Annotated in this window: 23 protein-coding genes; 11 read left to right on the forward strand and 12 right to left on the reverse strand. The window is 34.4% G+C overall.

The features are described from left to right. Window positions 1-83: 83 nt before the first annotated feature. The 3 genes from purL to HUE87_RS09900 form a co-directional block, all read right to left on the reverse strand. Window positions 84-2,300, reverse strand: coding sequence for a phosphoribosylformylglycinamidine synthase subunit PurL (purL, locus tag HUE87_RS09890; RefSeq protein WP_194366231.1), 2,217 nt, complete (start codon window positions 2,298-2,300; stop codon window positions 84-86). A gap of 63 nt (window positions 2,301-2,363) precedes the next feature. Then, window positions 2,364-2,876, reverse strand: a complete 513-nt coding sequence (locus HUE87_RS09895) for a GreA/GreB family elongation factor (RefSeq protein WP_194367949.1) — start codon at window positions 2,874-2,876, stop codon at window positions 2,364-2,366. 22 nt (window positions 2,877-2,898) lie between these two features. Next, window positions 2,899-3,225: a hypothetical protein gene (locus HUE87_RS09900; RefSeq protein WP_194366232.1), complete on the reverse strand. Its 327-nt coding sequence runs from the start codon at window positions 3,223-3,225 to the stop codon at window positions 2,899-2,901. Window positions 3,226-3,349: 124 nt separating this feature from the next. Here HUE87_RS09900 and HUE87_RS09905 point away from each other — a divergent pair, with 124 nt between their 5' ends. From HUE87_RS09905 to holA, 3 genes are read left to right on the forward strand one after another with little or no spacing between them, the layout of a single operon-like run. Beyond that, a complete protein-coding gene (locus tag HUE87_RS09905; protein ID WP_194366233.1) occupies window positions 3,350-4,147 on the forward strand; it encodes an HDOD domain-containing protein in 798 nt (265 codons plus the stop codon). A 9-nt stretch (window positions 4,148-4,156) separates the two neighbouring features. Continuing rightward, window positions 4,157-6,097, forward strand: coding sequence for an RNB domain-containing ribonuclease (locus HUE87_RS09910; protein WP_194366234.1), 1,941 nt, complete (start codon window positions 4,157-4,159; stop codon window positions 6,095-6,097). Next, on the forward strand, window positions 6,097-7,065 hold the full coding sequence (gene holA / locus HUE87_RS09915; RefSeq protein ID WP_194366235.1) for a DNA polymerase III subunit delta: 969 nt from the start codon (window positions 6,097-6,099) through the stop codon (window positions 7,063-7,065). Before HUE87_RS09910 ends, holA begins: the two co-directional genes overlap by 1 nt. An 11-nt stretch (window positions 7,066-7,076) precedes the next feature. Here the strand turns inward: holA and HUE87_RS12875 are convergent, their stop codons facing one another. From HUE87_RS12875 to yajC, 4 genes are all read right to left on the reverse strand, one after another. Further along, window positions 7,077-8,717 carry a methyl-accepting chemotaxis protein gene (locus tag HUE87_RS12875; protein WP_194366236.1) on the reverse strand — a complete coding sequence of 547 codons (1,641 nt, stop codon included), beginning with the start codon at window positions 8,715-8,717 and terminating at the stop codon, window positions 7,077-7,079. 192 nt (window positions 8,718-8,909) lie between these two features. Then, on the reverse strand, window positions 8,910-9,881 hold the full coding sequence (gene secF, locus HUE87_RS09925) for a protein translocase subunit SecF (protein WP_194366237.1): 972 nt from the start codon (window positions 9,879-9,881) through the stop codon (window positions 8,910-8,912). 2 nt (window positions 9,882-9,883) lie between these two features. After that, a complete protein-coding gene (secD, locus tag HUE87_RS09930; protein WP_194366238.1) occupies window positions 9,884-11,449 on the reverse strand; it encodes a protein translocase subunit SecD in 1,566 nt (521 codons plus the stop codon). Further along, a complete protein-coding gene (gene yajC, locus HUE87_RS09935; protein ID WP_194366239.1) occupies window positions 11,439-11,705 on the reverse strand; it encodes a preprotein translocase subunit YajC in 267 nt (88 codons plus the stop codon). The genes secD and yajC overlap by 11 nt, the downstream gene beginning before the upstream one ends. Window positions 11,706-11,807: 102 nt before the next feature. Here yajC and HUE87_RS09940 point away from each other — a divergent pair, with 102 nt between their 5' ends. From HUE87_RS09940 to HUE87_RS09950, 3 genes are read left to right on the forward strand one after another with little or no spacing between them, the layout of a single operon-like run. Continuing rightward, a complete protein-coding gene (locus tag HUE87_RS09940; RefSeq protein WP_229855127.1) occupies window positions 11,808-13,046 on the forward strand; it encodes an apolipoprotein N-acyltransferase in 1,239 nt (412 codons plus the stop codon). A gap of 60 nt (window positions 13,047-13,106) precedes the next feature. Continuing rightward, the gene (locus HUE87_RS09945; RefSeq protein ID WP_194366240.1) at window positions 13,107-15,203 is read left to right on the forward strand and encodes an RNA degradosome polyphosphate kinase; all 2,097 of its coding nucleotides are present in this window, start codon (window positions 13,107-13,109) and stop codon (window positions 15,201-15,203) included. 1 nt (window position 15,204) lies between these two features. Next, window positions 15,205-15,729: a gamma carbonic anhydrase family protein gene (locus HUE87_RS09950; RefSeq protein ID WP_194366241.1), complete on the forward strand. Its 525-nt coding sequence runs from the start codon at window positions 15,205-15,207 to the stop codon at window positions 15,727-15,729. Window positions 15,730-15,758: 29 nt separating this feature from the next. Here HUE87_RS09950 and argJ read toward each other — a convergent pair whose 3' ends face one another. The 3 genes from argJ to rpmB are packed head-to-tail and all read right to left on the reverse strand — an operon-like array spanning window position 15,759 to window position 18,264. Then, on the reverse strand, window positions 15,759-16,934 hold the full coding sequence (gene argJ / locus HUE87_RS09955; RefSeq protein ID WP_194366242.1) for a bifunctional glutamate N-acetyltransferase/amino-acid acetyltransferase ArgJ: 1,176 nt from the start codon (window positions 16,932-16,934) through the stop codon (window positions 15,759-15,761). Beyond that, a complete protein-coding gene (locus HUE87_RS09960) occupies window positions 16,927-18,057 on the reverse strand; it encodes a potassium channel family protein (RefSeq protein WP_229855128.1) in 1,131 nt (376 codons plus the stop codon). Before HUE87_RS09960 ends, argJ begins: the two co-directional genes overlap by 8 nt. Before the next feature lie 18 nt (window positions 18,058-18,075). After that, window positions 18,076-18,264 (reverse strand): 50S ribosomal protein L28, encoded by a 189-nt coding sequence (gene rpmB, locus HUE87_RS09965; RefSeq protein ID WP_194366243.1) that lies wholly within the window; start codon window positions 18,262-18,264, stop codon window positions 18,076-18,078. Between the two features lie 158 nt (window positions 18,265-18,422). On the opposite strand from rpmB, the gene HUE87_RS09970 reads away from it, so the two are divergent. The 5 genes from HUE87_RS09970 to HUE87_RS09990 all read left to right on the forward strand — a co-directional run bounded on the left by HUE87_RS09970 (window position 18,423) and on the right by HUE87_RS09990 (window position 22,703). Continuing rightward, window positions 18,423-19,220: an HDOD domain-containing protein gene (locus HUE87_RS09970; RefSeq protein WP_194366244.1), complete on the forward strand. Its 798-nt coding sequence runs from the start codon at window positions 18,423-18,425 to the stop codon at window positions 19,218-19,220. After that, a complete protein-coding gene (locus HUE87_RS09975; RefSeq protein WP_194366245.1) occupies window positions 19,217-20,611 on the forward strand; it encodes a chemotaxis protein CheX in 1,395 nt (464 codons plus the stop codon). The genes HUE87_RS09970 and HUE87_RS09975 overlap by 4 nt, the downstream gene beginning before the upstream one ends. Window positions 20,612-20,687: 76 nt before the next feature. Beyond that, entirely contained in the window at window positions 20,688-21,329 is a 642-nt protein-coding gene (rpe, locus tag HUE87_RS09980; RefSeq protein WP_194366246.1) for a ribulose-phosphate 3-epimerase, read from the forward strand. Beyond that, window positions 21,329-21,913 (forward strand): phosphoribosylanthranilate isomerase, encoded by a 585-nt coding sequence (locus HUE87_RS09985; RefSeq protein ID WP_194366247.1) that lies wholly within the window; start codon window positions 21,329-21,331, stop codon window positions 21,911-21,913. Before rpe ends, HUE87_RS09985 begins: the two co-directional genes overlap by 1 nt. Beyond that, entirely contained in the window at window positions 21,903-22,703 is an 801-nt protein-coding gene (locus HUE87_RS09990; protein ID WP_194366248.1) for a 3'-5' exonuclease, read from the forward strand. Before HUE87_RS09985 ends, HUE87_RS09990 begins: the two co-directional genes overlap by 11 nt. A 2-nt stretch (window positions 22,704-22,705) precedes the next feature. Here the strand turns inward: HUE87_RS09990 and accA are convergent, their stop codons facing one another. Then, entirely contained in the window at window positions 22,706-23,641 is a 936-nt protein-coding gene (accA, locus tag HUE87_RS09995; RefSeq protein WP_194366249.1) for an acetyl-CoA carboxylase carboxyl transferase subunit alpha, read from the reverse strand. 15 nt (window positions 23,642-23,656) lie between these two features. Next, window positions 23,657-24,874 (reverse strand): beta-ketoacyl-ACP synthase II, encoded by a 1,218-nt coding sequence (locus HUE87_RS10000; RefSeq protein ID WP_194366250.1) that lies wholly within the window; start codon window positions 24,872-24,874, stop codon window positions 23,657-23,659. Window positions 24,875-24,940: the final 66 nt, after the last annotated feature.

The raw sequence follows: 24,940 nt of genomic DNA on the forward strand, positions 1-24,940 counted from the left end.
TTGCCTATATTATGGGATTTTGAGAGGAAGAATATATGAGTTTGTTTTTTTGTTGTTTATAACGTAATAAAGCTAGAGAGAGATTAAATATCTCTCTCAATAACTCTTTTAAATGTATTGAAGTAGTTGTCTTTTAGCATGTCCATACTCATAGTAACATTGTTACATGTGAATTTATTTCCGCCTATGGTTCCTATTTTCTCTACCGACATTGACTCATCAAGCATAGCTTCAAAAGCTTCTTGATTTTCAGGTTTAACTTCAATAATTGCTCTACTCATAGACTCAGCGAAGATATCACGCTCATCTTCTACAGTCATCTCAACATCACATCCAAGACCTGAAGTTGCAGACATTTTAGCTAACGCGATAGCAACACCACCAGAACTTGCATCTTTGGCACATTCTAATAAGTGTTTTTTGTTACCCTCAATTACTAAGTCCCAAAGAGCAAGCTCTTTTTTGTAATCTATCTCAGGAAGCTCTCCTGCAACAGTGTCACAAATTTCTTTCATGTAAAGTGACCCACCAAATTCAGACATTGACTCACCAACCAAGTAGAGTGCATTTCCTTCATTTTGAAAGCATGACATAAGTACATTGTTTTGGTCATCATTAACACCAACAGTCGCTATTGACGGAGTTGGGAAAACTGATACACCGTTAGTCTCGTTGTAAAGTGAAACATTTCCACCAATAACTGGTGTAGTAAGTTCAGCACAAGCTTCTTTGATACCTAAACAACCTTGACCAAACTGCCACATAACTTCTGGGTTTTCAGGGTTACCGTAGTTAAGACAGTCTGTAATTGCCAATGGTCTAGCACCACTCATAGCTACATTTCTACCGCTCTCAATAACAGCTGCAGCAGCTCCACCTTTAGGGTCAATGTAACAGTAACGAACGTTACAATCAGCAGACATTGCAAGGGCTTTACCATTTTCTTTTACACGGATAACAGAAGCGTCAAGCATTCCGCCTTTTTTAATAGTGTTTGTTTGTACCATTGAGTCATACTGAGTATAAATCCATGATTTATCTACAACTTCCATGGACTTTGTAAGTGTCTCAAACGCATCTTGGTTAGTTACTTTGCCAAAATCATTGATAGTTACACTAGCAATATCATCTAAATAAGCTGGACGGGTCATTGGACGGTTAAGCTCAGGTGCTTCTTCACTAACAGGATCAACAGGAACCTCAGCACACTTCTCACCGTGCCAAAAAAGTTCCATGTTTCCAGTTCCAGTTACTTCACCGATAACAGCCGCATCTAAATCCCATTTTTCAAAGATATCGATAATTGCCTGTTCTGAACCTTTTTTAGCACAAAGAAGCATACGCTCTTGAGACTCTGAAAGCATAAAGTCATAAGGAGTCATATTCTCTTCACGAGCCGGAACTTTATCAAGGTGCATAATCATACCGCTTCCAGTACGACCAGCCATTTCAAAAGATGAAGAGGTAAGACCAGCAGCACCCATATCTTGGATACCAACAACATGGTCAGTTTTGAAAAGTTCCATACAAGCTTCAAGAAGAAGTTTTTCAGTAAACGGGTCACCAACTTGAACAGTTGGACGAAGAGATTTCGACTCTTCAGTAAATGAGTCAGAACTCATTACAGCTCCACCAAGACCATCACGACCTGTTTTTGCGCCAACATACATTACGGGATTACCGATTCCCTCAGCACGACCTAGAAAAATCTCATCTGATTTTGCAATACCAAGGTTAAAAGCATTTACAAGGATATTTCCATTGTAACACTCATCAAAACTAACTTCACCACCGATAGTAGGTACACCCATACAGTTACCATATCCACCGATACCTTCAGTTACACCACGAACTAAATATCTTTGATGTCTTGATACATCATCATCGTTTAAGATGTTTCCAAATCTAAGAGCATTAAGAGATGCTACAGGACGAGCACCCATAGTAAATACATCACGCATAATTCCACCAACACCTGTTGCAGCACCCTGATAAGGTTCAATGAAACTTGGATGATTATGTGATTCCATTTTAAATACGGCAGCATAACCATCACCAATGTCAATAACACCAGCATTTTCACCTGGGCCTTGTATAACCCATGGTGCTTTTGTTGGGAAACCTTTTAAATGCACTTTTGAAGATTTATAAGAGCAGTGTTCACTCCACATAGCTGAGAAAACACCTAATTCTACTAGGTTTGGTTCACGATTTAAAATCTGTTTAATATGCATATAATCTTCTTGCGAAAGTTTATGGTTTGATAGCTGTTCTTCGATGTTTTCTAGTTGTTGGCTCACTGGTGAATCCTAAAAATTTAGTTTTTAAAAATGGATTATATCTAATATGAGGTAAAAAGAATTTTAATGAAAAGAAAAGTCTACTTTTGTTCTGATATTTTTCTTTAATGAAAAGATATTTTCGTACTTTATTTCCAAAATTTCGTACTCTTTTTTACCATTTGGAAGTTTTAAGATAAACTCATCCCCTACACTCCTACCCAACAAAGCTTTGGAAATGGGAGAATGGATAGAGATTAATCCATTTTCTGGTTCAGTCTCTAATACTCCGCAAAGTGTATAAGTCTCCTCTTCATCACTATCAATATTTAAAAGCTTAACACTGCTTCCAAAACTAACTTTGGTATGTGGATAAAGAGATGGGTCTATAATTTGTGATTTAGCAATTATGGAGTTTAGATAAAAAAGTCTTTTATCTATAAAACGTAGCTTCTCTTTAGCTGCATGATAATCGGCATTTTCGCTTCTATCGCCTTGAGCGGCAGCAACTAATTTCTCTGAAGCAACCTTTGGTTTTTCAATTTCAAGTAAATACTTAAATTCTTGAGTTAAAATATCATAACCCTCTATGCTCATAGGTTCTTTCAAAAACTGCTCACTAATGGTTAAAGCCAACTATATAATAGGTCTCTTTATTATCCAATTTATTAACCATAATTTTAAATTTTTCACTAAAGTGTCTAATTTTCTCATGTGCTTCTTGTGCAATTTCTGGACTTGGAGACTCAATTTTAATCTTAAAGCAGTCATTAGAGTTTGACATTGCCACATAAGACTCATCTACTTTAAGGTGGTCATGTAAATCCATAATATGTTTTTGTATTTTTTCATACCCCACAGTGTTCTCTTCAATTCTCTGTAATTGTTTAACTAAAGCATCGTTTGGTGCATAACCTAGTTGTATCAGCATTGCGTCTCTTTGCATTTCATTCCTTTTTTACTTTTTTAGATAAAAATAATAACAGCAATTTGTAAATATTCAGTATGTTTTTATCTACATGTACTATAATTATGCAATTAACTTATAATTATAAACAAGCGAGGGCTTAATGACTGAAGATATACTAAAAAAAATTAAACAACTACCACCACTTCCAGAATCTGCAATGCAGATAGAAGCTGTGTATCAAAACCCTGATAGTAGCTTTAACGATATGGTAAAAATTCTTGAAAAAGATCCTCTTTTAACTGCCGATATTCTAAAAGCTGCCAACTCACCTCTTTATGGTTTTTCTCGTGAAATAAATGCTATAAGTCAGGCTGTAGGGCTTTTTGGAATGGGTACAGTTAGGGGATTTGCTCTTGCTAGTATTGTTAAAAAGAGCTTTTCTCTTGATTTATCTCCTTATGGAATAGATAGCGACATGTTTTCTCTCCTTTCCAAAAAGCAACATGCACTTACAACTGCATGGTGTCTAAAAACAGAAGGAAAGTTACTCGGCGTCTTATCTCCAGCTGCCTTTCTTGTTGAGATTGGAAAAGTATTAATAGCTCAACAAATAAAGACTGAGAAAAAAGAAGTGGAGTTTAGAGATGCTTTGAAAGAGTTGCAGGATGTAGAAGCAGCTGAGAGAAAAATTGCTGGCGTTGACACTCCTGAAGTAAGCGCTACTATATTTGAGCATTGGAGATTTGAATCAGGTCTAGTTAACACAATAGCTAACTGTCAAAACCCAGATAAAGCTGATGAAGCAGATAAAAAAGCAGCTCAAATTTTACAGGTAGTTCGTGCTACTGTTCCGATAAATGGCGTTGTTACAGAGGAGAGTATATCTAAAGCAAAAGATCTAATTGCAAAATATGCTCTGCATTTAGAGAGCTTTGAAAAAGCACTAAAAAATCTTTAGAATTTTAAATTGAAATCACTTCTTATAAGACTTACTCATGGTTTGAGTGAGCAGGACATCTCCAAAGATGAACTCCCATATGTAAACGATTTTTTGGCAAAAAAGTATATTACCGAAAAAAAGGGTATATACAAATTTAATTCCAAATACCGTGCTGGTACTTTGGGACTTATTCAAAACTCAACCGCATACCTAAATGTTATTGGTGAAAATGTTAAAGATCTTTTTATAGATGATGGCGACTTTGCTAAAGCAAAAGAAGGTGACCTTGTTATAGCACAAAGACTGCTTGGCAAAAGAGGGGCTCCTAGTGCAAAAATCATCGAAGTAGTAGGTCGTGCACAAACATATAGTGTTGCTTATATCATCTCTAGAGATGGTGCTAAATCTTTAGTAGACCTTAAAACAGGTTATCCAACTGGAGTAGAAATAGCTCTAAAAGAGCTAAACTCATACAGTGACGGTGATGTGTTTAAAGTAAACAACCAAGACTACACCATAATGGAAAAACTTGGAAATATGAAAGACCCGCTTGTTGATGAAAAAATAGTTCTTGCACAATTCAACAAGCATGATGAGTTTGAACCTGAAGTTTTAGAAGTTGCCACATCTTTTAAAGAGGTAGATGCTTCAAAATACCCAAAAAGGGCTGATTTAAGAAAGCTACCTTTTTGTACAATTGACCCTGTAACAGCAAAAGATTTTGATGATGCAATTTATTGGGATGACAATAATACGACTCTGTATGTTGCCATTGCTGATGTTAGTGAATATGTAACACCTTTTGGTCCAATAGACAATGAGGCCATTTACAGAAGTTTTTCCATCTATCTTCCTCACCGTTCAATTCCAATGCTTCCTCGCCAACTTAGCGAGACTCTATGTTCACTGCAGGCACATGTGGATAGACTCGCTTATGTTTTTGAGATGAAACTGGATTTGGAGAGTTTAGAGGTTGTTAAATCAAAGGTTTATGAGGCGATAATACACTCAGACAGAAGATTTAACTATGAAGAGATTGATGCTTATTTTAACAAAGAGTTAAAAGCCAAAAATGCTAATGAAGTGAAAATATTTGATTACATTACTAAACTTAGAGTTGTTACAGACAAACTTAAAGAAAAAAGATTAAAAATCGGCTATGACTTCCGCTCAATGGAGTTGGAGATGCACATAGATGAAAATTCAAATATAGTCTCAACTACATACGCAGAGGAGACACCATCTCATGCGCTCATAGAGGATTGTATGCTTTTAGCAAACAAAGCAGCAGCCTCACAGTTTGCAAGAGGAATTTTTAGAATACATGAACCTCCAAATCAGGTGAAGATTCAAAAATTATACCAAGAGTTAGCTGGAATAGGAATGTTTATTGATATAAAAGAGACTATAAAAGAGACTATAACAGATATTCAAAAGCAAGCCAGAGAGATGGATCTAGAGAGCGAAGTAGACACTCTTATTATCCGTTCACAGATGCAAGCCAGATACGCTCCTATAAACTCTGGGCACTTTGGTCTAGGCTTTGAGGCATACACACACTTTACTTCGCCAATTCGTAGATACAGTGACCTTATAGTTCACAGGCTTTTAAAGGCTATTAACAGTAATGACACAGCTGAAGGGTCATATGTTCTTAGAAATATAGAGTCTCTGAGCATGACAATAAGTGAAAAAGAGAGAGAAGCAAGCACAATAGAAGTTGAGTTTATGGCACGAAAGTTTGCAAGATGGGCTGAGCAAAATATAAATAAAGAGTTTAAAGCACGAATAAGCTCAACTGACCCTGAGGTAAAAGCTGAACTACATGATGAAATCAAAGGTGCAAAACTAAATATAACTTCGAGTGAAAATGCAACTCTCTTTGAAGATGTGACAATCTGCATTGACAAGGTAGATATCGCCAAAGCTAAAATATTTGCAAGAGTTGTACAAAAAGATATTGACTAGTGTACAAGAGTGAATTAGATAAACATATTCAAAACAACTCTCTTTCGAATAGTTTTGTGCTATTTGGTGAGAGCAGTTTTCTTATTGACATGTACACTAAAAAACTCACTGATATCCAAGACGCTTCAGCTCTAACTTATTACTATGATGAATATGATTTCAACTCTGCAAAAGCTCATCTTTCTCAAGCCTCGCTCTTTGGTGGTCAAAATATTTTAATCATTAAAAGTGAAAAAAAAGTTCCAAAAAAAGATTTAGATATTTTAATAGATTACTGTGAAAAAAACAAAGACAATATCTTTGTATATGCTTATTATGGAAGTGACCATAAAACCTATAATAATAAGAATTCTTTTGGCAAAACAACTGCCATGTCTGTTAGATTTTTCAATCCCAATCAAAATGAAGCTATTTTTGCACTCTCTCAAATAGCACGTGATAAGCATGTAAATATTGATAACTACACTATAACCCACCTTCTTGAAATACACCATGGAGATATTGCCTTATCTTCTAATGAAATTGATAAATTCAGAGTGTACGACAGAGCTATAACAACAAAAGATGTAGACAACTTAGTCTTTGGTCTAGCCCTTGTAAATATAGATGAGTTGATAAAAAAGATTTTAAATAAAAAAGATTTTAAAAGTGAGTTAGAGAATATTCTTGAGCATGGAGAAGATGAGATAAGAGTTGTAACCGCAATAACGAGTTACCTTACACAACTCTACATGTTTAATATATATATAAGAGTAAACGGAGCACCAAACGCCTTAGAAATATTAGGCTACCCTGCTCCAAAATTTGTAGTTGATGAAAAAGCTACACTTTCAATAAAGTTTAAACCGAGCACCTACTATAAACTCCATGAACTTTTACTAGAAAGTGAACTTAAGATGAAAAGTTCACATGTAGATAAAAGTGCAATTTTACTATCTACAATTATCAGAATTCAACAGCTTTTGTAAAAGCTTGACTTTTATGAAGTCTTAAAGCCATTCAGCTTATTTTGTACACCCTCTGTAAGGTTATGTAAATGATCTGAAGCTTTATGAATCTCGCTAACACTAAATCCATTCTCTTTAGAAATCTCATTTATTGACTCTATTTGAGACATAATTGTTTCAGAATCTTTACCAATTTTTATTGTTATTTGTAAAGCTGTATTTACCTCTACCGAAGATCTATCCATAACTTCTGATGCGACAACTATCTGCTCTTCTACATCATTTGCTATTAGTGACATTGAGTGATACTCTTCTACATTTTGATTCATACTCTGACTACTCTCATTAACGGATTGCACAACAACACCGATTGTTGTGCTAATTTCTGAGAGAGTCTTTTGCGTGCGCTCTGCCAACTTTCTTACTTCATCTGCAACAACTGCAAAACCACGACCATGTTCCCCAGCTCGTGCAGCTTCTATTGCAGCATTTAGTGCTAATAGGTTTGTTTGATCTGCTATATCACCAATAATATTTAAAACATCTTTTACTTGGTCAATATCTTGACTTAGTTGTGTCAACTGTGAAGCCAATCCTGCCTCTGATTCAGCATTTTTGTTGATTATTTGCGTTAAGTTTAAAACTTTACTTTTTGCTTCATCAAGTGTAGAGTTTGCATGTTTCATCTCATTACGCATATGTTCAGATGTCTCTACTGAATTCGAAGCAATATTTTTTATTTCTTGTGATGTTTTAACAGCTGTACCGACAGCTACTTCTTGCTCTGTTGCACGCTTTTGAATAACTCTTACAGTAGCACTCAACTCTTCGGATATAGCAGCATTTTCACTGCTCAACTCTTTAGTTTCTCCAATGCTTAGTTGTACTTTTTTAATAAAGCCATTAATATTTTCTGCAACTGACCTTATCTCATCATGAGAATCAACATAAACTCTTTGAGTTAAATCCCCTTCTCCTTCTGCTAAATCTTTAGTGACAATAAGCATTTTATTAAGCGAATTCATAATATTACCGGATATAAATATGCCTAATGTAATTACAACCGCCAGTAGTGCAACTACCGAATACAATGAGTTTATCTTTAATGTTTCTTGTTTTTCAATAACATTTTTACTTGACTCTATAACTTCATTATTAATAGAAGATATCACAGTGTCTATATTAGTGCCAATTCCGCCTGCTATAGAATCAATCTCATCATCAAGTGCACTCCATGCCTCTGCCGGAGCATTTGATTCAACCATTTTTTTAAGTTTAACCTTAATAACTGGCTCTAAAGCTTCCAATGCCTTAATGATTGCTTTTGCACTTGCTATTTCTACTTCCGTATCTGCCCCTTTTAAAAAGTCAGACTTTATATTATTAAATCTAGTAAACAAGCTATCTATCTCTTTGACTCTTTCATAAGAGACATAACCATCTGCTCTATCTATAATAATATCCATTGCACTGAGTGTAATGGAGGTATTTATAAAGTTAATATCCTTAGCTACCATTATCTGCTTATAGCGTAGCGATTGTTCCTCATTTGTTACTGCTAAAGAGACTGTTTGAATATTACTGTAAACCACATAAAGCAAAAACATAACGCTTGGCACAAGTACAAGCAAAAAAACTTTTGCTTTAATTGACATATTATTTAACACTGACATTGAACACCTTTAATTTTAATATATAATTATATATAACAATATTATATCTTAATAATTCTTAAACTTAATTTTTCATAAGTATTAAATTTAAGTTATTATTATAAGGTACTGAAAGGTGTATGGTAAATTTTATAAAGTTGGTTTATTGACACCCATGTTCAATCATGGGTGTGAAGCATGCAAAGAAGTGTTTTACATTACTCCAGATTCGAATTGTTCACGCATTCTCTGTTTTTCTGCTTCTCTTTTTGCTTTATGTGCTAGCTTGATATGATACTTTTTGACATCAAAACCAAATGCAAGTAAAATCGGTGAAGCAACAAAGATTGATGAGTATGTTCCAACTACAATACCAACTAAGAGAGTGAATGCAAAAGCGTGAATAATCTCACCGCCAAACATAAACAATGTAAATACAACAAAGAAGGTCGTAAGTGATGTTAGAGTTGTTCTAGCTAATGTTCTCGTAACTGACTCATCAATAATCCCAGATAGATCGCTATTTCTACCTTTAGTTACACCTTCGCGAATACGATCAAATACGATGATAGTATCGTTTAGTGAGTAACCAAGTATTGTTAAGAGTGCAGCTAATACATCCAAGTTAACATCTAAGCCAACAAGTGTTATAGCACCAAGGGCAATAGATACATCATGAACAAGAGCTACTATTGAAGCAACAGCAAATCTCCACTCAAATCTAAATGCAACATAAATTAAAATCCCTATTACAGCCAAGACAAGAGACATGATGCCCTTCTCTTTTAGCTCATTTCCAACTTTTGGACCAACAATGTCAACACGGCGAACTTCAAACTCTCCGGTGTCAGATAAAGCAGCTCTCGTCTCATCGCCAATATCTACTGTAACACTTCCTGTAGTAGTTTTCATGCGAATTACAACTTCTTCAACTGAGCCAAATTCTGTTATAGAAGCACCGCTAAACAGTTCATTTACCTTTAGCTTTTCTCTCATCTCATCAATTGGAGCCGCGGAGGTGTATTTAACTTGAACTATAGTACCGCCAGCGAAGTCAACTCCGTAGTTTAACCCTTTGGTTGCAAGCAGAGCAAATGAACTTAATACTATAGCGATAGAGATAATCATTGCAATCTTTGACTTGCCCATAAAATTAAAGGTTCTTGTATATTTGAAAAACTCCATAACTAGCCCTTTATCCCGAACCATAAACGGTTGTTTTTACTTTTTTGTATTTTCTTCTCTAGCATCTCATAAACTCCATGCGTACCCAATATTGCTGTAAGCATAGAAGCCAAAATACCAATACTAATGGTGATAGCGAAACCTTTAATTGCACCTGTTCCATAAGCGTAAAGAACAACAGCTGCAATCAGTGTTGTTATATTTGCATCTAAAATTGCTCGCATTGCATTTGCATAACCATCTTCAATAGCTTTGTGAATAGAAGAACCTTGATATATAAGTTCACGAATACGCTCAGAGATTATAACATTGGCATCAACCGCCATACCGACAGTAAGAACAATACCTGCCATACCTGGAAGTGTTAGAGTTGCTCCAAAAAGGCTCATAACTGCTAGAATAATAAATAAGTTTGCTATAAGAGCAATGTTTGCAATAACTCCTGCAAGTCTATAATAAACAAGCATAAAAATTATTACTAAAACAAAACCACCAATAAGAGCTACCATACTAGCTTTAATACTATCTGCACCCAAACTTGGTCCAACAGAGCGTTTTTCCATTAAGTAAATAGGAGCTAAAAGTGAACCAGAACGAAGAGCAATAGATAAATCTTTTGCTTCCATAACAGTATAGTTACCAGATATCTGACCACTTCCTCCACCAATACGCTCATTTATATTTGGAGCAGAGTAAACTTTTCCATCAAGGACAACAGCCAATCTTTTTCCAACGCTTTTACCTGTGAAGTCTCCAAAAATTTCAGCACCCTCTGCATTAAGAGTGAAATTAATTAAAGGACGATTATTTTGATCGAATCCTACATGTGCATCCGTAAGCATTGTTCCGTCTAAAATAGGAATCTCACGAACAAGGTATTTAAGATTAGAGTTTTTTACATCCTCTAAAATAATATCACCATACTCCGCTGCATCTGATATGCTCATATTGTCTACTCTAGCAGCTCTATCTTCATCAACAGCCATAAGTTCAAGTTTTGCAGCACGAGATATAAGCTCACGGGCACGTTGCTCTTCCTCTTGGGTTTTAATACCAGCTAACTCTACTAGTATTTTTTCTTCACCCTGTCTTGCAACAATAGGTTCAGCTAAACCAAACTGATCAAGTCTATTTCTGATAGTCTCTATAGCTTGGCTTATTGCTTGTTTTTCTGTTCTAATAATCTCTTCAGGAGTTAGACTCAGAGAAATATTTTCGCCTTCAATAACTACTATTGCACCTTCAATTTCTGCTAAGTACTTTTGAATAGCTTTTGTATCATCTGTATCTAGGATAGTAAAAGAGATAGCACTCTCATCAAACTTAAGCGAATCAATTAATATATCATTACGTTCAGTAAAATGCTTAACACTTGCAGCGATTGATTTAATACGAGATTTAACAGCCTCTTCAGTTTTTACACCAAGGAGCATGTGCAAACCGCCTTGAAGATCAAGCCCCAAGTTAACTTTTTTACCGTCTTGTGTTTGCATAAGAGATGGAATGGAGAAGAAAACACCAAAAACTATGGCAAGCGCAAAAACAACTATGCGATAATTAAGCTTCATCCTCATACTTTCTTGCAACAGCATCTTTAGTGATTTTTACGATAGTGTCATCGTTAAATTTAACACTTAAAAATTGCTCTTCTACTTTGTGTACAACAACAATAACACCACCAGCGGTAACAACTTTGTCACCTTTTTTAAGAGCTTCGATCATCTCTTTTCTGCTTTTAGCCTCTTTTTGTTGCGGGCGAATTATTACGAAGTACATAATTGCAATTAAAAATACGAATGGTAGTAGTTGACTTAATATTTCCATGGTTATGGGTTTCCTTTGAATAAATTATGGCGATTATACAAAACATATCTTAATAAATGACTGAATACTGCTATAATTTTGTTCTAACAATGAGGTACAAGCTTGATTAACAAATTTCATAATATAAAAAATTCTTTAAACCCTTTAATGTTTGACCTAATATCTGGAGTTGTAACAGCTCTGTTTTTTAGTGCCTTTATCTATTTTGAACATCTAGATATCACCCTTAAACTATTAAACACTATTTTTGCCCTTCTCTCATTGGCACTTTTTTTATATATTTCTAAACGAGCCATTTTAGTCGCAGGATTTTTCATTGGTATCTTGTGGTTTTACTGGATCGGGTACAGTTTTGAATACAATGGTGTTGGATACCTGACACCATTTATAACTCTTATCTTTGCAATTATATACATGTTGTTTTTTGGTGTTTTGGCACTTACCAACAAAGTTTACATTAGAGCTGCTTTACTCTTTGGACTTAGTTTTTTTGAGCCTATGGATTGGAACTGGCTTCAAATTGAACTTATATTTGTAGATAGTTACATAGGTGTTTTAAAATACCAGCTAGCGGTTGTCTTAGTAGCTATATCACTTCCAAACTATCTAAAAATGCCATACAAACATGTACCACTTTTACTAATTATTTTAGCTTTCAGCTTTAATCCACAAGTGCAAAAAGATGCACCTTTAAAAATAAAACTAATCTCAACTGATATAACCCAAGATATTAAGTGGAAAAGAGAGACTTTAGCCCCAACAGTTGAGATGGTTTTCAAAGAGATAAATTCAGCAATAGATAACAAATATGATTTAGTTGTATTTCCAGAATCCGTGTTTCCTATCTATATGAATAAATCACCAATTATCATGGATGAGTTATCTAAACTATCAAAAAACATAACAATCATTGCAGGTTCATTGCTATTAGAAAATACTCAAAATTATAATGTTACATACATGTTTGAAAACGGCAACTATCAAGTTGCTAAAAAGTTAGTTCTTGTTCCTTTTGGAGAGTATATACCTCTTCCAAAATTCGCGCAAAAAATTATTAATGATACTTTTTTTGCAGGGGCATCTGACTTCAAAACAGCAACAAAACCAACAGACTTTATAATTAAAGGTGTAAAATTTAGAAATGCAATCTGCTACGAGGCTACATGTAAAGAGTTATATGAAGGAGAACTTGACTTTGTTATTGCTACAAGCAATAATGCTTGGTTTGCTCCATCAGTAGAGCCAACTTTGCAGAAACTCCTTATGAGATACTATGCCCGTAAAAATGGTGTAACTATCTACCACTCAGCAAACTACTTAGGAACTGGTATTATCAAGTAATTATATTCTAATAAGCTTTTGGATATAATCACCAAAATATATAACTACATAGGGTAAATAATGTTAAATCTAAAAAATCCATATTTATATAATAATCGCGAAATATCTTGGTTACAATTTAACACCAGAGTATTAAAACAAGCTCAAGATGAGTCGCTTCCACTACTAGAACGTCTTAAGTTTTTAGCTATTTACGGCACAAATTTAGATGAATTTTACATGATTAGAATTGCAGGATTAAAGAAACTTTTTGCTGCTGGAATTATTGTTTCGAGTGCTGATAGGCTAACACCTCTTCAGCAGCTTCGCGAAATAAGAAAATATCTTCATCAAGAACAGCAGGTAGTTGAGCACTGCATGAGTGGAATTTTAAAGAAGCTAGACCACGAGGGCATTAGAGTAAAATCATATAATGAACTTAATCAACATGAAAAAAATTATTTAAATAGATATTTCAAAGAAAATATATATCCAGTAATTATTCCTATAGCTGTTGATGCAACACACCCTTTTCCTCACCTTAACAACTTAAGCTTTGGTCTTATTGTTAAACTTAAAGATAGTGATAATGAATCAATTGAGAGATTTGGAATCATTCGTGTTCCTAGACCTTTGACTAGATTTTTAGAGCTTGAAAATGGCACATATGTCCCAATTGAGTCTCTTGTAGCTCAACATATAGAAGAACTTTTCCCTGGCTATACTCTTTTAAAATATGCATCTTTTAGAGTGACAAGAAATGCAGACATTGAAATAGAAGAAGAGGAAGCCGATGATTTTATGGAGATTCTCGAAGAGGGGCTAAAACTTCGTAGAAAAGGGGCTATGGTTAGACTTGAAGTTGGTTCAGATACGGATGAAGAAATTATTAACTTTTTCAATCGTCATACAAACGTTTATAAAGATGATATATATAAGTTTCATACATTCTTAAATCTATCAAGTCTTTGGCAAATAGTTTCAAATAAAAATTTTGCACACCTGCTAGCGGCACCATTTAAACCAAGAATTCTACCACCTTTAGATAATGTTGAAAATATATTCGTTACCCTGGAAAAGCAAGATATTTTTCTCTACCATCCTTATGAAAGTTTTGATCCGGTTGTAAAGTTTATTCAGAGTGCTTCTAAAGACCCTGATGTTGTCTCTATAAAAATGACACTTTATCGTTCAGGGACAAACTCTCCTATAGTTCAGGCGCTTATAGCGGCTAGTGAATCAGGGAAGCAGGTGACCGTAATGGTTGAGCTAAAAGCAAGGTTTGATGAAGAAAATAACCTTATTTGGGCAAAAGCTTTAGAGCAATCAGGAGCACATGTTATTTACGGTATCCAAGGCTTTAAGGTTCATGCCAAAGCAACTTTGGTAACAAGAAAAAAAAATGGTAAGCTAAAACAGTACGCTCATCTAGGAACAGGGAATTACAACCCTGCTACATCAAAAGTATATACTGATATGAGTTATATGACATCTAAAGATGAAGTTACAAATGACTTGACTAGATTTTTTCACTTTTTAACAGGTTTTAGTAAAAAAGGTAAGCTCGATGAGCTTTACATGTCACCATCCCAGATTAAACCGAAACTACTTTCACTTATTCAAAATGAAGCAAGAAAAGGTGTAAATGGCCAGATAATAGCAAAATTAAATTCACTTGTTGATGAAGATGTAATAAGAGCACTCTACAAAGCAAGTCAAGCTGGTGTTAAAATTGATCTTATTATTCGTGGTATCTGCTGCTTAAAAGTAGGGATAGAGGGTGTAAGTGAGAATATTAGAGTTATCTCGATTTTGGGTAAATATCTTGAACACACAAGAACATTCTATTTTAAAAATGATGAAGCTCAAGTTTATATATCTTCGGCTGATTGGATGCCTAGAAATTTAGTAAGACGAATAGAGCTGTTAACAGCTATAAAAGATGAAAAATCTAAAAATAAAATTATACAGATACTAAAACTTCAGTGTTCTGATAATGCTCTAGCTCATGAACTTCAAAGCGATGGGTCTTATATCAAGATAAAAAATGATGGCATCAAAACAATAAATAATCATAAACTTTTAGAAGATTATGTTAATAGAGTTTCAAGAGCTACGAAAAAAGAGTCAGCGAGTTTTATTGAAGAGCTAGCTTCCAATATTTTTGTGGAGAATTAATATGTTACATAGCTTTAAAGGAATTAGTCCTAAAATCGGAAACAGAACTTGGATTGCAGCATCTGCTGATGTTATTGGAGATGTTACTTGTGGAACTGATTGCTCTATATGGTTTGGAACTGTTGTAAGGGGAGATGTGCACTTCATTTCAATAGGAGATAGAGTTAGTGTTCAAGATTTAAGCATGATACATGTAACTCATTATAAAAAAGATGACAAAAGCGATGGACATCCTACTATAATAGGAGATGATGTAACAATTGGTCATCGTGTTATGCTTCATGGCTGTACTATAGAGAATGCTTGTCTTATTGGGATGAGCGCCACTATACTTGATGGTGCGGTTATCGGTAAAGAGTCGATTGTAGGAGCAGGGGCACTTGTTACAAAAAACAAAATTTTCCCTCCACGTTCACTAATAATGGGAAGTCCGGCTAAGGTTATAAGAGAGTTAAGCGATGCAGAAGTTAAAGAGTTATACGCTTCTGCTTCAAGATACGTAGAGTTTAAATCTCACTACCAATGAAATCTACCTCAATCGAGGTAGCTTACAAACTAAGTGCGATAATCTGCATTTATCTTAACGTACTCATGACCCAAATCGCAGCCGTACGCTTTAAAATTTCCTTCACCAATACCTAAATCACAAGAGATAGTGAACTTACTGCTTTGCATAACTGCTGCACATTTTTTCTCCATCTCTTCATTAAAATAGAGTTCTCCCCTATCGTAAACACATAGGTTATCAAATGAAATTTTCAAACTCTCTTCATTAGCCTCAACACCACTAGCACCGATTGTTGAAGCAATTCGTCCCCAGTTTGGATCTTCACCAAAAAGAGCAGTTTTCACCAAAAGTGAATCTGATAATGCTTTTGCTGCTATTTCAGCTTCTCTATCATCTTTTGCACCTGTTACATTGTATGTAACAAGCTTTGTAGCACCTTCGCCATCTCTAACCATCTCTAGTGCTAAAAAGTGCATCACTTTAAAAAGTGCCTCGGCAAAAGCCTCTTTTTCATAAGCTCCACTTTTACCGTTCGCTAAAAGTAAAACTGTGTCATTAGTTGATGTATCTCCATCAACACTAATTGCGTTAAATGTATTTTTTACGCTAGAGTCTAAAGCCTCTTGCATTTGGCTTTTAGTTACCAATGCATCTGTCGTTATAAAACATAACATTGTAGCCATCGCAGGGTTTATCATCCCTGCACCTTTTGCTATTGCACCTATATTGAAACTATTCCCATCATCAAGTTGCACTTTGAAAGATATCTCTTTTGCAAACGTGTCTGTTGTCATAATTGCTTTTGAAGCAGAACTTGAATCTTTTTTAGAGTAGTCAAAAAGCTTCATTCCGTCAATGATTTTTAGTTTTGGTAATCTAACACCAATAACTCCAGTTGAGCTCATAATTGGATTTTTTACAATTTTGCATCTATCCAATATTTCATTTATGTCATCAATCCCAGCCTTGCCTGTCATAGCGTTAGCATTTTTTGAATTTATTAGTATAAAGTTGGTCTTAAATTCACCCATTGAACGAAAATGCTTTATTGGTGCTGCACACATTTTGTTTGTAGTAAAGACAGAAGCAACTTCACACTCATCTTCACTGTAAATAAATGCCATATCTTTTGCATGATTTTTTTTAAGACCTGCACTCACACCATCCGCAAAGAAGCCATCACTTGCACATACTCCACCTTGTGTATTGACTATTTTATACAAATTTTAATTCCTTTGGCTTATCTCTTTTTCGCAATAGCCCTTTTGTTGTATTTATATCTTTTTGAGTTCCAATAAGAAGTAGTTTACACTCACTAGTAATCAGTACATCACCTTTTGGCATAGCTAAAAACTTACCATCTTTTTTTGTAATGCCAATAATAGATGTATTTGTAATAGCTCTCATATGTGTCTCTCTTAGCTTTTTCAAAACTGCCCAACTGTACTTTGGAACTTCAACCTCTTCCATATCTAAAGGGTTATCACTTTTATATAAAAACTCTTCAAGTAGATTTTCCATATCAGGACGTGCTGCCATTGCACTAACTCTTTGAGCAGTTAGTTTTGTTGGAGAGACAACAGTGTCAGCCCCTAATTTTTTAAGTTTTTCAATATCTGTAACAGTTTCAGCAGATGAGATTATATAGTATGGCCTTGGTAAAAAATGCTCTTTTTCAAAAAGCCTAACTGAAGCGATTAAAGCAATATTATCACTCATTGAATCCGACAACGTTATAAGACCTTTTGCAGATGCTAAATGAGCTTTTAGCATTGTAAGCTCTGCATGTGGCTCTGCTTTTAAATATGTTGGATATTTATGCTCTTCTGCCCACGCATGAATCTCTTCGCGTGGATCAATTACAACAAACGGTATATGATTCTTTCTCAACTGCTTTGTAACTTCAAGAGTATACTCATTGTGATAACAAACAACAAAGTGCTTTTTGAGCCTTGCTATATTATATAACATTCTTCGCTCCTTTAAAATTGCAACTATATGTCCTCTATTTAACTCTGCTATTAAAATACCGACAGCACTCGAAAATACTGCAAATCCAGATATAATAAGTGTTATAGTAAAAATTCTACCTGCATCTGAAATTGGAGCAATTTCTCCAAATCCAACTGTAGTAAATGTTACTCCGGTTTGATAAATTGCGTCCATTAAAGCAAAGTCATCTATTATAACATAGCCCATGGTGCCAACCATCATTGTCATTACGGTTAAAATTAGAGGTAGGCGAAATGCCTTGAGGTGGGAGTAAATTTCTGGAAGAAGATTTACGTCAGGTTTGGGAGAAGCCTCCCAATGCAGAAATTTTCGAACTCTCATTAAGAGATTCAATTAAATTTCCTTTTATTCTTAAGAAAGTTTCTTAAGCGTACGTAACTCTCTTGCAGAGATTTTAATTTTTTGAGTAGTACCATCATCTAGAGTGATTCTTACTGTTCTAAGGTTTAATAAAAAACGACGTTTTGTTCTGTTCTTTGCGTGAGAAACATTGTTCCCGCTCATTGGGCCTTTGCCACTAATAGCACATCTTCTTGCCATATCAGCTTCCTTTTGTATAGGTTTTAAAGTTGCGAAGTATATCAAGTTAAATCAAAACTTATGCTTAATGTTAAATAAAAAGTAATTTCTTTTTGATTTTTATATATCTTTTATCATTATGCAGATAAAATGTACAAAATTTAATAAATGTAGTATATATGATAACAAAAGATAAGATTGACAGCTTTATAGATAAGATCCCTCCTACACCAAAAGCTTTAAAGGAGACTCTCTCTTTGTTAAATATTGGTGAGTTAACAAAAGCAGCAAAGGTTGCAGAGAGTGATTTGGCTTTAAAAGCTTATTTAAAAAATATAGTTAACAAGCCTATATATGGGTTTAAAAATGAGGTTACTGATATCTCTCAAATATTTGGAATACTTGGTGTTTCACTGTCTCAACAAACTGTTTACAACTACATAATCACTCTTCTAAGTCCTGCTAAATGGAGTCTATTTAAACTAAGTAGTAAAACATTTTATGAGCTTCAGGCTAATCTATCAAAAAAATGGGAACTTATATTAAAACATTTAGAGATAGATAACAAAGACATATATAGTGCAATTAGCTTACTGCCATCAAGTGTTATTGTTGCAGAAGCTCTATTTTGTGAAAAAATAGATGATGTAACACTACTTCGAACTACTAAATCTCTTGATTTTAACACTATACTTATTAGATTATGCGGTATCGGTCTTTTTGACATTTGTGAGCAAATTGCTATTAAATGGGAAATGGGAGAACTTGTTCCACAAATTTTGCAAGCTTCATCTGGACTTAAACCAGCAGAAGATGAAAAGATAAACTTACTTGGAAAATGGATGCATCTTCTACTTTTTTATGAACTATCCCAACCTATGTTTATAAAAGCTGGCCTAAATGATTTTGTTGATTTTCAAATTGATTATGTAGAAGATATATATGAAGAATTCGCCTCGCTCATGGAGATAGAATGAAAGCCGTAGTTAAAAACAATATTGGTCTTTTTTCACCACAGGGTTTTTTGGATAGCAATAATACAAGTTCCTTTTTAAGCATTGAGGATATTGAAACGGCAACAAAATTAAAAGTAGAGATGATTTTAGTATCTTTAAAAAAAGTTATTTTTTTCAACCGTAATGGACTAGATACATTTGTTAAACTGTTTATGAAAGTTCGTAAAAAAAATCATATAGTAGTAGGTTTTTGTGATTATGACCATAAAAAATATGAGGCAATAAAAAAATTTTACAAAGATGATTTAGATTTTTCACTTTTTAAAACAATTGAAATAGCTTATCTATTTACTTCTACTTTTAAAGCTAAAGATAAAAGTATATTACTTTACAGCAGTGATAAGTCACAACGCTCTGCTATGGCAATAGAACTACATGATTATGGACACAATCCAATAATAGCCCAAACACAAGAGGAGTTCATAGAAAAAAGAAAGAATCCTACCGCTTATGATTATATTATAGAAGACACATACATGGGTCAAATGGGTCAAACATTCTCAGCACGCGTAACTGGCAATGCTATTATATATACAATATCATCCTTTTTAGATGTTGAAGTAACTAATCAATTTAACATAGAGTACCACAACAATTCTCTAAATGTAGGCTTTAGACTATTTATCTTTGATGCTTATAAAGTAATAAGTATGAATGTTCATGCTCTTAACTTTTTTTCCAAATTATCAAGTTCAGCAGCTGAGTATAATGCAACTATCTGTTTTGTCGGCATGTCATTTGAGAAAACTCAAGCATCATTTAGAGAAAACCTTGAAGACGCAGGTATACTTTTTTATCCTCAAATGGATGATATTCTTCAAAATAAAGAGTTGCTAAAAGAGTTAGGCGCAAGCAGTGCTGCTAATATAAAAGATAAAAGAGTTATAAACAAAAAGACAGTAATAGAACTACCAAGGTTTATAGATGCAACAGTTTTAACACTTGAGATGATGACAAACTCTAAAGCAATTAAAAACTCTGTTGAAATTCAGAAAATATCAATAGTTAATAAAGATGACAAGCTTGCGAGTTCAATAGGATACTATGGAGATATGAATGGGATGGTTGTTCTAATTTTTCCAAAAGGAATTGCCAAAAAAGCCTGTGAGTTGCTTATTGGTGAGAAAACTGATGACTTGGAGATGATTTTAGATACATTAGCAGAACTCGTGAATATAGTAGGTGGTAAGATAAAAACTCTTTTATCTGATGAAAATATAAGTGTGAGTATAACTCTTCCAAGAACATACCAGGACATTGATAGCCTTATGGAAGTATTAGATAGTAAAAAAGGTATTCAAGTAGATTTATCTTTTAATGATGATAAGTTTTTATTTTTCTTAACAAGATAAAAGTTAATTAATAGTAACATTTCAAAAATAAAAAAGTCTCAATAAATAGGCTTTACCCATTACATAAAGGAAAAAAATGAAAGTTGCTCCTAGCGTACTCTCTGCAGATTTTGGAAATTTACAAAGAGATGTTGAGGCTATCTGTAATGCCGGCTGTGATTTTGTACATGTAGATGTTATGGATGGGCATTTTGTTCCAAATTTAACTATAGGACCTGTTGTCGTTTCTGCTATTGCAAAGTGTGCAACAAAGCCTTTAGATATACACCTTATGGTTGAAAATAACACTTTTTTTGTTGAGCTTTTTGCACCTTTAAAGCCAGAATATATATCTTTCCATATAGAAGAGGAGAAACATCCTCACAGACTTATACAAAAAATTCGTTCACTAGGCATAAAACCTGCAATAGTTTTAAACCCACACACTCCTCCGGAGTCTATAGAATATTTACTTGAAGATTTAGACATGGTTCTACTTATGAGCGTTAATCCTGGTTTTGGCGGACAAAGTTTTATTGACTCTGTGATATCAAAAGCTTCAAGATTAAATGAGCTGAGAAACAAAATTAATCCAAACTGTCTTATTGAAGTTGATGGTGGAGTTAGTGATAAAAACATTCAAGCTTTAAAAGATGTTGGTGTTGATATAGTTGTAGCTGGAAGCTATGTCTTTAAACATGCAAGTAAAGAAGAAGCAATTAAAAGTTTACAAATTTAATGCGTTGTAAAATCTGTGGGATTAAATCGCTCGAAGATGCTATGCATGCAATAGAAGCTGGTGCTGATGCACTTGGCTTTGTTTTTTATGAAAAATCTCCCAGATACATCTCCCCATCAGATGCTAAAAAAATAATAAATAAACTCCCACCATTTGTAGAAAAAGTTGGCTTATTTGTTAATGTTGATGCTCATACCATCAATACTTACATGCACAAGTCTGGATGCACTCTGGCTCAACTTCATTTTGAAGCTTCAGATGAAGTTTATAAACAACTTCTTGTGCCACATATTAAGGTGATACGTGCGAAAGATGCTAATGATATTTTACAATATAGCGATGAGTATAGACTTGTAGATGCTTATTGTGAGTCATATGGTGGGGCTGGGAAAAGGTTAAATATAGAGTGGTTTAAAGAAGTTGATTGCTCTAAAATAATTTTGGCTGGTGGACTTGACCCTGAAAATGTAGCTTCTGTAAAACCGTATGGATTTTATGGTGTTGATGTTAGTAGTGGTGTTGAACTATCTCATGGTAAAAAAGATGCAAAAAAAGTAAAAGAGTTTATTGTTAATGCTAAGTAATGATTTTCCTCTAGACACTAAAAGTATACATAAGCTTTCATCTAAGGGGTTATGTTTACAAAGCTTAAGAGAGCAAATTGATGATGATTTAGACTTCTCTTTAGAACTTTGGCACTCCCAAGGGTTGAATATTTTAAAGGATCGCGGTTATTTTTACTTTGCTACAAAATTTATGCCAATAGCAGAAGTAGAGTTTTGCATTGTGGACATTGAAACAAATGGCTCCAAAATAGATAAGCATCAAATTATAGAAATTGGCGCAGTGAAGGTAAAAAATGGTGAAATAACAGATAGATATGAATCACTAGTTCACTGTAAAGAAATCAACTCACACATTACAGAAATAACTGGCATTAGAGCAGAAGACACAAAAGATGCCCCAAACTTAAAAAAAGTCATGTATGACTTTAAAGTCTTTTTAGGTGATGCAGTTTTTGTAGCTCATGATGTAAAGTTTGACTATAAATTCATATCATTAAGTATGCAAAAAATAGGATTAGCTCCTCTACTAAACAGAAGCTTATGCTCTCTGTCTTTAGCAGAGAGAACAGTTGAGTCTTACAGGTATGCTCTCTCATATCTAAATGATTCTCTAAACTTACATCCCAGCGCTACCCACCATAGAGCAATGAGCGATGTTTTAACTACTTACGAACTATTCAAATTATCACTAAATAATTTAAATAAAGATATTAAAACAGCGGAAGATATTATAAAATTTTCTAAAGAGGCAAAAAGGTTGAAGAGACCAAAGTTTGATCCTCTAAAAGAGAATCAAGAAGAACTATAGTTTTACTCTGAAAAAGCTCCGACACCTATTAGTTTTTTATATCTAACATCCATTCTCTCTTCGCTAGACATTTCACGAAGCTTAGAAAGTTCACCCAAAAAATATTCTGCTATTGCTGTAGCAGCAGTATCTTTATCTCTATGTGCACCTATTAGTGGCTCAGCAATAATATCATCAATAAGACCCAATTCTTTCAAGTCACTACTAGTTATTTTCATAGCATTTGTAGCCGCTTCAACTTTTGCAGGATCATTCCATAAAATAGCAGAACAACCCTCAGGCGAGATAACACTAAATACAGAGTATCTCATCATAGCAAATTTATCAGCAACTCCTATTGCAAGAGCACCACCACTTCCACCTTCGCCAATAACAATAGAAATTGTTTGAGTTTGAAGTTGAGACAATTCAAGTAAATTTCTTGCAATAGCTTCACTCTGATTTCGCTCTTCTGCTCCAATCCCAGGATATGCGCCCGGTGTGTCAATGAGCATTAAAACTGGGATATTGAATTTTTCCGCTAATTTTGCTGCACGAAGGGCTTTTCTATAACCCTCTGGGTGTGGCATACCGAAGTTTCTTTTTATTTTATTTTTGGTTCCACGACCCTTTTGCTCACCAATAACCATGACTTTTTCATCACCAATATAGCCTATGAAACAAAGAATAGCAGCATCATCACGAAAGTGTCTGTCTCCATGTATTTCATATTTGTCTCTCATAATTAAATTAATATAATCAAGCGCATATGGTCTATCAATGTGACGAGCAAGTTGCAATTGTTGAAAAGGAGATAAATTATTAAATATTTTTGAAACTTCTTTATCTAGATTTTTCTGAAGTGTTTCTACTGCACCTTCATCATGACGAACTTGTGCAGAGATAATGTCTTCTTGAATAAATTTTATTTTGTGTTCAAAGTCTAAATATGTTGCCAAATTAAATTCCTATATTTAGATTTTTTTAAAAATCAAAACACCATTAGTTCCGCCAAAACCAAAGGAGTTGCTCATAACAGTGTTAAGCACAGCTTTTCTTGATTTATTAGGAACAACATCTAAATCACAGTTTTCATCAGGTGTTTCATAGTTTATTGTTGGAGGAATAATTTCATCTCTCATAGCCATAAGACATACAACTGCCTCAATACCGCCAGCAGCACCTAAACAGTGGCCGATTTGACCCTTAATAGAACTCATTGGAGGACAATTTTCTTTACCACCAAGCAACTCTTTAACTGCTGCTGTTTCATTCTTATCATTAATTGGTGTGCTCGTTCCATGTGCATTAATATAGTCAAGTTTAGGCGAACCTGCCATTTTATATGCAGCTTTCATTGCACGAGCCGGACCATCAAGACTTGGTGTTGTAATATGGTTAGCATCTCCGCTCTCTCCAAAACCTATAATTTCTCCATATATATTTGCACCACGAGCCACTGCATCTTCATATACTTCTAAAATAAGGGCTGCCGCACCTTCGCCCATAACAAAACCATCACGGTTTGTGTCAAATGGACGAGAAGCACCCTTAGGATTGTCATTATTAGTAGAGAGTGCTTTCATAGCAGCAAAACCACCAACACCAGCACCCGTTACAGCACACTCTGCCGAAACAACTAACATTTTGTCAGCACCACCACACATAATAGTCTTAACTGCTTCGCTTATTGCATGTGTTCCTGCAGCACATGCAGTAACACTTGAAAGGTTTGGACCTTTTGTCCCATGTTCAATAGAAACGAAACCGCCAAGCATATTTACTAATGCTCCAGGAATAAAGAATGGAGAAATTCTACGAGGTCCTTTAGTTTCTATTATTATAGAGTTTTTCTCTATTGAAGGAAGCCCACCTATTCCTGAACCTGCACTTATGCCAAATCTTTCCATATCTGTATTTTCGTCAAGATTAGCATCAGCCATTGCTTCTTGCGCAGCCTTAAGACCAAGATGAATAAATCTATCCGCTTTTTTCACCTCTTTTGGTGCCATTACAGTTTCTGGATTGAAATCTTTAACTTCACCTGCAATTTTAACAGCATAATTTTCAGGGTCAAAAAGAGTAATAGTATCTATTCCGCATACACCTTTACAGATAGCTTTAAAAGAACTTTCTTTATCGTTTCCAACTGCATTTATCATGCCTAAACCTGTGACAACAACTCTTTTCATTTAATCTCTCCATGATAAATTATAAAATATTTTATAAAAATCAGTAATCAAACTGACCACTAAAAA

The sequence above is a fragment of the Candidatus Sulfurimonas marisnigri genome (assembly GCF_015265475.1).
GTDB classification, from domain to species: domain Bacteria; phylum Campylobacterota; class Campylobacteria; order Campylobacterales; family Sulfurimonadaceae; genus Sulfurimonas; species Sulfurimonas marisnigri.